Origin of the sequence: Mycoplasma yeatsii GM274B (genome assembly GCF_000875755.1) — a bacterium.
Classification (GTDB): Bacteria; Bacillota_I; Bacilli_A; order Mycoplasmatales; family Mycoplasmataceae; genus Mycoplasma; species Mycoplasma yeatsii.
In genome coordinates, this window is record NZ_CP007520.1 from 1 (window position 1) to 12,774 (window position 12,774).

Below are 12,774 nucleotides of genomic sequence, written 5' to 3' on the forward strand. Positions count from 1 at the left end.
ATGAGAGGTAACTTTGTGGAAGAGAAAGACTTATTAAAAAAACTTAAACTTTCATTATCAGAAAACCCTAATATTGATGAAGCTGTGTATAACGAATACATTTCTACTTCTAAATTGTATAAAAAGAGTGAAAATGAATATGTTTTTGTAGTTAAGTCTATATTTGGACTAAAAACTATTAAACATATCGAAGGTGTAATACAAGATGTTATAAAAAAAGAATTACATAATGAAGTTTTATTAAGTTTTACTGATGAAAAAAAATATAAAAAAGAACAAGAAGCATTATCTAGTCAACAAACTAAACAAGAAGAACAAATAAAACCAAAATCAAGTTCTTTATTAAAAAAACCTAGCAGATTAATAGGAAATACTTTTGATAATTTTGTGGTTGGTCCTAGTAATGAACAAGCTTTTTTAGCTGCTCAAACTGTTGCTAAAAATCCTGGTTTTGCTTATAATCCATTATTTATTTATGGAGAATCAGGAATGGGGAAAACTCATATTTTAAAAGCTACTAAAAACTATATTGAGAATAATTTTTCTGATTTAAAAGTAGTTTATATGAGTGGAGAAGAATTTGCTAGAAAAGCGATTGATGTACTACAAAAAACTCATCAAGAAATCGAAGCATTTAAAGATGATATCTTGATAAATGACGTTTTAATAATTGATGATATTCAATTTTTAAGCAATAAAATAAAGACAAATGAGCTGTTATTCACAATTTTCAACAATTTTATTGAGTATGATAAACAACTAATTTTTTCAAGTGATAAATCACCTGAACAATTAAATGGTTTTGATAATAGATTAATTACTAGATTCAATATGGGGTTAAGTATTCCTATTATGAATTTAGATATTAAAACAGCAACAGCAATCATTAAAAAAGAATTAAAAGAACAAAATCCTAACTTAGATTTTTCACCAGAAGCTATCAACTTTTTATCTAATTATTATGCTGATGATGTTAGAAAAATTAAAGGTTCAATATCTAGATTAAGTTTCTGAATGTTACAAAATCCAGATCAAACAATTATATCTATTGATACTGTTACTGAATTATTTAAAGGTGTTCCTACTTCTAAGTTCGGTATATTAAATGTTAAAAAAATTAAAGAAGTTGTTTCTGAAAAATACGGTGTTAGTGTTAATGCAATTGATGGAAGAGGTCGTGCTAAAGCGATTGTTGAAGCAAGACATATTGCTATGTATCTTACAAAAATCATTTTAAATCACACTTTAGTTCAAATCGGTGAAGAATTTGGTGGAAGAGATCATACAACAGTAATTAACGCTGAACGTAAAATAAATAAAATGTTGAAAGATAACAAAGAATTCAAGAAAATTATGGAAAACTTAAAAGCTAAAATCTTAGCAAAATAAACTATTAAATCCTTTAAAATAAAGACTTTTAATTATTTATCCACATTTCTACTCCATAATAACAATAATAAATAAAGTAATTAAGAAATATAGTAATTATTAGTAATTTAGGATTTTTCGATTTGATTTTTCTTTGAAAAAAATAAAATAAAATTCATTTGAAAAATAGATGAAAAAACACATATAAAAACTTAAAATATAAATAAATATGTCATAAAGGCAATAGAATCTTTAGGAGATAAAATCATGAATATTAGAATCAATAGAACGGTATTATTAGATAATTTACAAAAAGCAGTTAAACTTATAGATCATAGAAATACTAATCCTAGTTTAACTGGTATTTATTTAAATGCAGAAAATGATAAAGTAAGTATTATTTCAACTAATGGTACACTTTCATTTAAAAGTATTTTAGATAACAAAAATTCTGATTTAGAAATTAAACAAGAAGGTAAAGTTATAATTAAACCTAGATATGTTTTAGAAATGCTAAGAAAATTAGAAGATGAATTTGTAACATTAACAATGGTTGAAAATAGTGAATTAACTATTAGAACTCGTAATTCTGATTTTAATGTTAGTGTTTTAAATGCAGATGATTATCCTTTAATTGGTTTTAGAGAAAAAGGTACTGAAATCGTTTTAAATCCTAATGAAGTTAAAAAAACTATTTATCAAGTGATTGTTTCAATGAATGAAAATAATAAAAAATTAGTTTTAACAGGTTTAAATTTAAAAGTAGAAGATGATAAAGTAATTTTCTCAACAACTGATTCATTTAGAATTAGTCAAAAAATTTTACAAGCAAATTCTAAAATAGTTGAAAATGTAGATATTACTATTCCTTATAAAACTGTTAGTGAATTACCTAAGTTATTAGATAATGCTAAGAATTTAAAAATAATATTATTTGAAGGATATATTACTTTTATTATTGATAATGTGGTTTTCCAATCAAATTTAATAGATGGAAGATTTCCTAATGTACAAATTGCCTTTCCTAAAGAATTTGAAACAATTATTAGTTTAAAACAAAGAGTGATTTCTAGATTATTATCAAGATTTGATTTCCCTACAGATGACGGTATGCCAAGTATTGTTAATATTAAAGTTGATAATGATAAAATTTATTTCAAAACTTCTATTTCAGAAGTAGGAAAATATGAAGAAGAATTTGAAGATTTCTCTATTGAAGGAAATAAAAATATTTCAATAAGTTTTAATACAAGATTTTTAATTGAAGCTATCAAAACTTTAGATGAAGATATTATTGAATTAAAATTAATCAATTCAACAAAACCAATCATTTTAAACAATATGAGTGATGAAGATTTAAAACAAGTTATTCTTCCTACATTTTTAAGTAATTAATCCACTTAGTGGATTTTATTTTTTAGATAGGATATAAAAATGCTTAATAAAATCAAACAAGTTATTATAGTAGAAGGTAAAACTGACACTCAAAAACTTAAAAATATTTTTGGTAATGATATTAAAACTATTGAAACTAATGGATTGAGTTTAGATCAAAAAACTCTTAGAATAATTAAAGAATTTAACAATACAGTTGGAGTTATTATTTTTACTGATCCAGATGGAGCTGGTAAAAAAATTAGAGAACAAATTATTAACTATTTAGATAATAAAGTTTTGAATGCTTTTATAACAAAACAAGATGTAAACAAACAATATAAAAAAATAGGAATAGCTCAAGCTGATGAATCTGCTATTAAAAAAGCTTTATCAGATCTAATAGTTTATGATAAAAATAATAATTCTATTAGTTGAAATGATTATGTTAATAACGATTTTTATTTAAAATCTAATAGAGATAAAATTTGTAAACATTTTAATTTTGAAAAATCTATTAGTTCAAAAACTTTATTTAAATGATTAAATTGAATGAACTTAAAAGTAAAAGATATTAAAGAAATATTAGGAGAATAAAATGCAAGTAAAAGCTAAAAAACATTTTGGTCAAAACTTTATATCAGATCCTAAATTGATAAGTAGAATTATTGATGTTTTAGGTGATGATTCTGATCAATTAATAATTGAAATAGGACCAGGAACTGGAGCATTAACAACTGAATTAGTTAAAAGATTTAAAAAAGTTGTTGCTATTGAAATTGATAAAGAATTAGAATCAGTTTTGAAATCAAAAATTAATTCAGATAATTTTGATTTTGTTTTAGCTGATGTTTTAACTGTTGATTTTGAATCTATAATTAAGCAATACGATTTTAAAAAAGTTTCTATTATTTCAAATATGCCTTATTATATAACAAGTGAAATTTTATTTAAAACTCTTAAAATAAGTCATTTATTAAATAAAGCAGTTTTTATGATGCAAAAAGAAGTAGCGGTTAGATTGTGTGCTAATAAAAATGAAAATAACTATAATAATTTATCAGTTGTTTGTGAATTTTATTCTGATAGAAAATATGAATTTACTGTAGTTAAAGGAATGTTTAGACCTATTCCAAAAGTAGATTCAGCAATTGTTAGTTTAACTTTTAATGATAAGTTTAAAACTCAAGTTAAAGATGATCAAAAATTTGCTGAATTTGTAAGAAAATTATTCAACAACAAAAGAAAAACTATTTTAAATAATTTAACAAATATTGTTAGTGATAAAAATTTAGCTTTAGATTATTTAAATAAAGCAAATATTGATGCTAAAAAAAGACCTGAACAATTAGGTTTAGAAGAATTTATTTTATTATTTAATTTGATAGGTTAATTATGAAATTTAATTTAAAAAAGATACTTTATGTAAAAGATTTTAAATACATAATGTCATTAACAATTCATATATTTTTACAATTATTTTTTGCAGCAATTATATCTCAAATAAACATTTTATTATTTAGTTGATATGCTGGAGGAACTGGATTTTTTGTTGCAGTTAATAAAACAACAACATTATTTATTACTATTCAATTTATTCCTGGTTTAGTTGCTAGTGGAACGTTAGTTGTAGGAAGTAAATTATTTGGTCAAAATAAAGAAAAAGAATTATCTAAATTAATAACTACTGGTATTTTAATTAACTTAACTATTACTTTATTTGTCTATATTTTAACTTGTGTATTTGCTTCAACTTTTTTAAGTTGATTAGATGCGAAAAATGAATTCATAGTTACTAATAATAAGTACAATCAAATTAATGAATTAGATTTTTGTGTAAAGTATTTTCAAATTATAAATATCAGTTTAGTAATAATGTCAGTTGTTCAAGTTTTAGTTGCTGGATTACAAATTATCAGTAAACAACGTCATATTGCAATTGGTTCAATTTTATCTAATGTGGTAGATATTATTTTGGTTGTATTAGTTTTATATGCATTTGATTGAAATCCTATTTATGCTAGTTTAGGTTTAGTTTTAGCAGCTTTATTCCAATTAGTTTATATGATAGTTGTAAATGTTATTCATATTGATTATAGAAACTGAAAATTTATTAATCAGATTGAAGTTAAATATATGTTTGAAACTATTAAAATAGGTCTTCCTATAACTTTAGAAATAGGATTATGAAATGTATGTAATTTTGTCGCAAATACAGCTATTAGTCATTTATATGTAAATTCAACTTTTATTGATCAGCAACAAGTAATTAATACTTTTATAAACTTACATAGAACATTAACTGCTATTGTACAATACTCAATTACATTCTTAATAGCTATAAGTACAATTACATCAATGTTAGTAGCTAAAATGATAGGAAAAAATGATAAACAAAAAGCTTTTGAAATAGGAATAGATTGTTGAAAAATAGCGATTTATTCTCAGTTATTATTATCATCAATTACTTTAGTTTTAACTTATCCATTACTAAAAGCATTCAACATAAATACAATATTAATTAATAAGTATGGTTATATTTTAATGAGTGTGTTATTTATTAAACTTTTATTTGATACTGCTAATATGACTTTATTAAGAGCATTATGATCAACTGGAGATTTATGAGTACCTTTACTAATATCAGTTATTACAATGATTAGTGGTATGTGTTTATTACCTTGACTTGTTAGTTCTACTTTTAAAGGTGATACAGGTTATGGTTTAGTTCTTATTTATTTAGTTATAAGTTTAGATCCTATTTTAAGATCAATAATCTATACTAAACGTTGATTTAAAAGAAAATGAGAAAGTCGTATTAAAGTTGTTTAATTCAATATTTTTACTAGATAAAAAACGTAATTAATGATTCAAAAAATTTATAAAAATAAATCTTATTTTTCTGTATGTTAAATAAGATTTTTATTTACTTTTTTCTTTGTGTTTATCGCTGTTTTTACAAGACTTTTAGCCTGATTTTAGATATAATTAATATATGTGTCAAAAACGTTTTTTATGGGGTATTTTTCATTTTGCTTTATAAAAAAATATGATTAGGGGGAAGAAAAAATGTCTGTAAATTATGATGCTGAATCGATAAAAGTTTTAAAAGGTTTAGAAGCAGTTAGAAAACGTCCAGGAATGTATATTGGATCAACTTCTAAAACAGGATTACACCATTTAGTGTGAGAAATTTTAGATAACTCTGTTGATGAGGCTATGGCAGGATATGCAAATAAAATTGACATTACACTTACAGTTGATGGAGAAGTTATCGTTCAAGATAATGGACGTGGTATTCCTACTGGTATTAATCAAGAATCAGGAAAATCAGCTTTAGAGTTAGTATTTACTCAACTTCACGCTGGAGGAAAATTTGATTCTGATAGTTATAAAATTTCAGGTGGATTACACGGAGTCGGAGCCAGTGTTGTTAATGCATTATCTTTATATGTTGATGTTGATGTTTACAGAGATAATATTCATTATCACCAATATTTTAGTGAAGGTGGAACAAAAGAATCAGCTTTAGAAAATTTAGGACCAACTGAATTGAGAGGAACTAAAGTTAGATTTAAACCAGATCCTGAAATTTTTAAAGAAACAGTAGTTTTTGATTATGATGTTGTTAGAAATAAAGCAAAACAATTAGCTTACTTAAATAAAGGTTTAAGATTAACTTTAACTGATCAAAGAGTTGATAAAGGTGTTGAATATTATTTTGCTAATGGAATTTTAGATTACATTAAAGAAAAAAATGAAAATAAAACAACAATAAATCCAAACATTTTTTATGTTGATTCAAAATACAAAGATATCGAAGTTGAAGTAGCATTACAATATAATACTGACTATCAAGAAAACCTAATTACTTTTGTTAATAACATTAATACTCTTGAAGGTGGTACTCATGAAGATGGGTTAAAACAAGCTTTAATTAGAGATATTAATAGATATGCTGAAAATGTTATTAGATCTAATAAATCAAATGGAAAATATTCTTGAGATGATATTAAAGAAGGAATGGTATGTATTGTTTCAGTAAGACATACTGATCCACAATATGAAGGTCAAACTAAAACAAAATTATCTAATTTAGATGCTAAAGAAGCGGTTAATGAAATTATTGGTCAAGCATTTGAAGAGTTCTTATTAAAATCTCCAGAAGATGCTAAAGCTATTTTAGATAAAAATGCTAATGCACAAAAAGCAAGAATTGCAGCTCAAAGAGCGAGAGAAGAAACAAGAAGAAAATCAGCTTTAGATACGTTCTCATTACCAGGAAAATTAGCTGATTGTGAAAGTAAAGATGCAAGTATTGCTGAACTTTATTTAGTTGAGGGAGATTCAGCTGGTGGTAGTGCGAAAACTGGAAGAAACAGACGTTTTCAAGCTATTCTACCTTTAAGAGGTAAAGTATTAAACGTTGAGCGTGTAACTGAAGCAAGAGCATTTGCAAATAACGAAATTAAATCAATTATCACTGCAATTGGAACAGGAATAAAAGAAGAACTAGATCTTTCTAAATTAAGATATGGAAAAATTGTAATTATGACTGATGCCGATGTTGATGGTGCTCACATTAGAATTCTATTATTAACTTTCTTCTACAGATACATGAAAGAGTTAATCAACAATGGAAATATCTATATTGCTCAGCCACCTTTATACAAAATTGAATCATCTAAACGAGTAGAATACGCTTATACAGACGCAGAATTAGAAGCGTTAAAAAATAATGAATTTAAAGATACTAAATATACAATTCAACGATACAAAGGACTTGGAGAAATGGATCCGCTTCAATTATGAGAAACAACAATGGATCCACAACAAAGAACAATGCTTCAAATTTCATTAGATGATGCAGCACTAGCTAATGAAGTATTTTCAGATTTAATGGGTGAAGATCCTGAATTAAGAAAAAATTATATTCAAGACAATGCTAAATTTGTAGAAAACATTGATGTGTAGAAAGGAAAAGCAACAATGGATAATCAAAATAATAATCAAGAACATTATCATGGAAAAATAACTCAAATTGATATTTCTTCTGAGGTTAGAAAAGACTTTTTAGAATATGCAATGAGTGTTATTGTAAGTCGTGCTTTACCTGATTTAAAAGATGGATTAAAACCTGTTCATAGACGTATAATTTATGCTATGAATGATTTAGGTATTACAGCTGATAAACCACACAAAAAATCTGCAAGAATTGTCGGAGAAGTAATCGGTAAGTATCACCCACATGGAGATAGTGCAGTTTATGAATCAATGGTAAGAATGGCTCAGGATTTTTCTTATCGTTATCCTTTAGTTGATGGTCATGGTAACTTTGGATCAATTGATGGTGATGGAGCTGCTGCGATGCGTTATACTGAAGCAAGATTAGCAAAAATATCAAACTATATTATTAAAGATATTGATATGGAAACTGTTCCATTTATTGATAACTATGACGCTAGTGAAAAAGAACCTTCTTATTTACCTGGATATCTACCTAACTTATTAGTTAATGGTGCAACTGGTATCGCTGTTGGTATGGCAACTTCTATTCCTCCACATAATTTAAGAGAAGTTGTAAGTGCATTAAAAGCTTATATTGATAACAATGAAATTACTATTGATGAAATTTTAGATAATCACATCCTAGGTCCTGATTTTCCAACTGGAGCATTAATGACTAATGGTCAAAAAATGAGAGAAGGATATAAAACAGGACGTGGTGGAGTAATTATCCGTGCTAAAGTTGATTTAGAAGAAACTTCAAGACATAGTAGATTTGTAATTACTGAAATTCCTTATCAAGTTAACAAGTCAAAAATTATTGAAAAAATTGCTGAATTAGTTAAAACAAAAACAATTAATGGAATTGCAGATATTAGAGATGAATCAAACTATGAAGGAATTAGAATTGTAATTGACTTAAAACGTGATGCAAATCCTGATGTTATTTTATCTAAGTTATATAAATTCACTGGATTACAATCAAGTTTTACAATTAACTTATTATCATTACACAATAATTTACCTGTACTTTTAGATTTAAAATCCATCATTAAATACTATGTAGAATTCCAAGTTCAAGTTATCATAAGACGTTCTATATTTGAGAAAAATAAAATAGCTAAGCGTTATCACATACTAGAAGCATTACATAAAGCATTAGATGATGTTGATCATGTTATTGAAATTATTAAATCATCTAAAACAGCTGATGAAGCTAAAATGTTATTAACTAATAAATATGGTTTTGATGAAGAACAAAACAAAGCTATTTTAGATATGCGTTTACAAAGATTAGTTGGTTTAGAAAGAGAAAAAATCTGAACTGAAATGCAAGCTATTCAAGAACGTATCTCATATTTAGATAAATTAATTAATGATAAAGATGAACAAAATTCAGTTCTAAAAGATCAATTGGATGAAATTGCTAATAAATATGGTGATGACAGAAGAACTGGATTAATTGATGATAAATTAATTAATATTCAAGATGAAGAATTAATTCCTGATACTAAAACAATGATTTTATTATCAAGTGAAGGATACATCAGAAGAGTTGATCCTGATGAGTTTAGAACTCAAAAACGTGGTGGACGTGGAGTTAGTGTTAATGCTGAACCAAGTGATCCAATTGATTTAATTACAATGGGTAAAATGAGAGATTGAGTATTATTCTTTACTAACTCAGGAAAAGTATTTAGAACAAAAATGTATAACATTAGACAATACTCAAGAACTGCAAGAGGATTACCTATTGTTAACTTCTTAAATGATTTATCACCTGAAGACAAAATTACTGCTATTTTATGTTTCAGAAATACTAAAAATAAATTTGAATATTTAACATTTGTAACTCAAAATGGAATGATTAAACGTACAAAAGTTAGTGAATTTGAAAACATTAATAGAAATGGTAAAAAAGCAATTACATTAAAAGATGATGATCAATTAGTTTCAGTATTTGCAACAACAGGACAAGATACTATTTTTGTTGCTAACGAATCAGGAAAAGTTATTAGGGTTCAAGAAGATAAAATTCGTGCTATGTCTAGAACTGGATCTGGAGTTAAATCAATTAAATTAGAAGATAATGACGTTGTAGTTGGAGCAGTAAGTTCATTCAAACTATCTCACATTACAACAGTTTCAAATAAAGGTATCTTTAAAAAGAGTTTAGTTGATGATTACAGAATTAGTAATAGAAATACTAAAGGTATGAAAGTAATGAATTTAAATGAAAAAACAGGTAAATTCAAAGCTTTAATTGCCGCTAGAGAAACTGATTTAATTGTAATTGTTTCAAGTGATGGAAATATAATTAAAACTAAAGTATCTAATATTCCTTCTCTTTCAAGAACTGCTACTGGAGTTAAAGGAATAAGACTTGATGATGGTCAAGAAATAAGTGCGATAACTTTAGAATACATTAAAAATCCAGACGACTTAAAAGATTTTGAAGACGAAGAATAGTAAAAAATCACTTATACCGAGAAGGTTAAAGTGATTTTTTCATTTTTGTAAAAGTTGCAATATTTTCTATGTAAAGTGCTTGAATCTAAAAAAAAAAAAAAATAGAATGATATTAAGTACAAATATCGCGTTGTATAAAATATGCCTTATTCGTACTTATCTAAATTAAAAATATATTTTCGATTTAAAAGAGGTACAAAATTTACTATGAAAAAATTATTAACAATTTTAGGATCAGTTGCAATGGTTGCTACAACTGGTGCAGTTGCAGTTGCATGTAAAACTGAAGCTAAACCTGATAAACCAGTAGTTGTTAAACAAAAACTAGAAGAACTAGTTACAGTTAAAACTGGAATTGAAGTAGCTGAAAATGAAAGAGAAGATGTTACAAAAGTTGTTGCTGCAGTTAATAAAAAGAATGAAAACGCTAAATTAGATGCAACACAATTAAAAATCGAAGCTGTTGGATCAGATAAAACTAAAGCTAAACTTTTACCAAAAGATGAAGCATCTAAATATCAAGGATCAGTAGAAATTGAATTTAAAGGTACACCAGCCCCTGTTGCTAAACAAAAACTAGAAGAACTAGTTACAGTTAAAACTGGAATTGAAGTAGCTGAAAATGAAAGAGAAGATGTTACAAAAGTTGTTGCTGCAGTTAATAAAAAGAATGAAAACGCTAAATTAGATGCAACACAATTAAAAATCGAAGCTGTTGGATCAGATAAAACTAAAGCTAAACTTTTACCAAAAGATCAATCATCTAAATACGAAGGATCAGTAGAAATTGAATTTAAAGCTGCACCAGCAGCTGCTGAGGAAGCAAGAACTTCTTAATCATTACACTATAATTAATTAAATAATTTAGAGTGTCGTAAAAGACACTCTTTTTTTTATATTATTAGTCTGCTCACTCAAATTTTAGATTTTGAATAACACCTTGTTTTAAATTTTTCTTTTCTTCTTTGATAAACATTTTTTCAGTATAATTCTTTTTATTTCTTCTAGCTTCGATCATGGATTTATCTAAGAAATTATTTTGATAGAAAACATAATATTTAATATCATTTTCAACACCTATTCTGTGATTTCTTTTCATTGATTGAGCATGATTTTTATAAAGTGCTACAGAAAATCAAATTGTTTTATCGTATTTTTGTCAGTTCATTCCAGTTGATCCAGAAGCATAATTTGCAATAATAACTCTCTTTTTATTTTTAGATGTTTTAGTATTTTTTAGTTTTTCATATTCTTTGTAGTATTTATCAGTTTTAGTTTTGCCATTTCAAGTGTCTATTTTATATTCTAGATCTTGACATATTTTTAGTATTTCATCGTATTCAGCTTCGTAGTTATAAAATATGATATAGTTATCAGGATTGTTAGATAATAATTCTTTTAATTTCTCTAATCTAGAATAATCAAATCATTTATAGTTTTTCTCATTTCCTTGAAAACCTATAGAGATTTGTCTAGATCTTAATCAATATCCACCTGTACTATTTGTTGCAAATCAATGATATTCTGGATAGCTTAAGTTTCTATAAAAGGGATTAAAAACAATGTTACAATCATCATCTTTGTAATTGTTTTCTATATTATTTTTGTTACAGAATTTAAATAGATCACTTTCTAAAACTTCTTTTTGAGTTAGTAATTCAAATTCTTTTGAGATTGGTAATTCAATATATTCTTCTTTAATATTAGTTAGTTCTATTACATCTTCGGTTCTTAAACAAACTGCATAATTATTAATTAATTCAACTAATTGTTCTATGTTTTTATATCCTTTAACCGGTCTTTTATATTCAGGTAAACTTTTTATGTTTCTTCTTACTGCAAAATTCTCAAGAAATTTAGTTTTAGTCATTTCTAAACCTAAAAATTTTAGTTGATTATATACATCAACATATCCAACACTAAATGGAGTTCCTGTTAGTAAATACAATCTAAATTTATCTACGTTATTGAAAAATATTTTATTATATTTTTCAATTCTTTGAATAAAATCAGCAATCACTTTAGAAGTTATAGTGGTACTATTTTTTACCCTATGACTTTCATCAATTATGATTACTATTTTTTGATCTCTATGAGCAAAAACAAAATTCTTTAAACATAGAGGAATTCTATAATTTAATTCTTGATCTTTTTCACCTATAAAAGATTCAAAATTTAGAATCATTGCTTCTTTTTGATTTTTATTAAATTCAACTTCATCAATATTTTTTTGAAATCTATTATATACAGTAAAATTTAAATCATTTGCTAAGTGATCGGCAAAACTTCCTTTTTCACTTTCTTGTTTTACAGCAATAGGTTTTGGACAAATTACAATAATTGCATCAGCGTTAAATTGCTCACAAAAACTTAAACTTAAAATAGTTTTACCTAACCCCATATCTAAAAACAATCCTAGTTTAGTTTTATCCTTATTTTTAAGAAGAACTTCTTTTTGAAAATCTTTAAGTTTATTAAATAATGTCATAATTATCTCTTTCTATGTTTAAGATATTGTTCAGTATTATTTTAAAAATAATAAAAATTAATCACAAT

General features: G+C 25.4%; 9 protein-coding genes. 8 read left to right on the forward strand and 1 reads right to left on the reverse strand.

Features of this window, described 5'->3' with window-relative positions:
• The first annotated feature begins 15 nt into the window (after positions 1-15).
• The 8 genes from dnaA (at position 16) to MYE_RS04375 (ending at position 11,055) form a co-directional block, all read left to right on the forward strand.
• Positions 16-1,389, forward strand: coding sequence for a chromosomal replication initiator protein DnaA (dnaA, locus tag MYE_RS00005; RefSeq protein ID WP_168222648.1), 1,374 nt, complete (start codon positions 16-18; stop codon positions 1,387-1,389).
• 246 nt (positions 1,390-1,635) lie between these two features.
• Positions 1,636-2,763, forward strand: coding sequence for a DNA polymerase III subunit beta (locus tag MYE_RS00010; protein ID WP_042733022.1), 1,128 nt, complete (start codon positions 1,636-1,638; stop codon positions 2,761-2,763).
• Positions 2,764-2,802: 39 nt separating this feature from the next.
• The gene (gene rnmV / locus MYE_RS00015) at positions 2,803-3,339 is read left to right on the forward strand and encodes a ribonuclease M5 (RefSeq protein ID WP_042733023.1); all 537 of its coding nucleotides are present in this window, start codon (positions 2,803-2,805) and stop codon (positions 3,337-3,339) included.
• Between the two features lies 1 nt (position 3,340).
• A complete protein-coding gene (gene rsmA, locus MYE_RS00020) occupies positions 3,341-4,135 on the forward strand; it encodes a 16S rRNA (adenine(1518)-N(6)/adenine(1519)-N(6))-dimethyltransferase RsmA (RefSeq protein ID WP_042733024.1) in 795 nt (264 codons plus the stop codon).
• Positions 4,136-4,137: 2 nt separating this feature from the next.
• A complete protein-coding gene (locus tag MYE_RS00025; RefSeq protein ID WP_042733025.1) occupies positions 4,138-5,574 on the forward strand; it encodes an MATE family efflux transporter in 1,437 nt (478 codons plus the stop codon).
• 237 nt (positions 5,575-5,811) lie between these two features.
• Entirely contained in the window at positions 5,812-7,716 is a 1,905-nt protein-coding gene (gyrB, locus tag MYE_RS00030) for a DNA topoisomerase (ATP-hydrolyzing) subunit B (protein ID WP_042733026.1), read from the forward strand.
• A gap of 15 nt (positions 7,717-7,731) precedes the next feature.
• Positions 7,732-10,218 carry a DNA gyrase subunit A gene (gene gyrA, locus MYE_RS00035; protein ID WP_042733027.1) on the forward strand — a complete coding sequence of 829 codons (2,487 nt, stop codon included), beginning with the start codon at positions 7,732-7,734 and terminating at the stop codon, positions 10,216-10,218.
• A 207-nt stretch (positions 10,219-10,425) separates the two neighbouring features.
• Complete coding sequence (locus tag MYE_RS04375; protein ID WP_042733028.1) at positions 10,426-11,055, forward strand: lipoprotein; 630 nt, start codon at positions 10,426-10,428, stop codon at positions 11,053-11,055.
• Positions 11,056-11,119: 64 nt separating this feature from the next.
• Here the strand turns inward: MYE_RS04375 and MYE_RS00045 are convergent, their stop codons facing one another.
• Entirely contained in the window at positions 11,120-12,706 is a 1,587-nt protein-coding gene (locus tag MYE_RS00045; protein WP_042733029.1) for an SNF2-related protein, read from the reverse strand.
• Between the last annotated feature and the right edge of the window lie 68 nt (positions 12,707-12,774).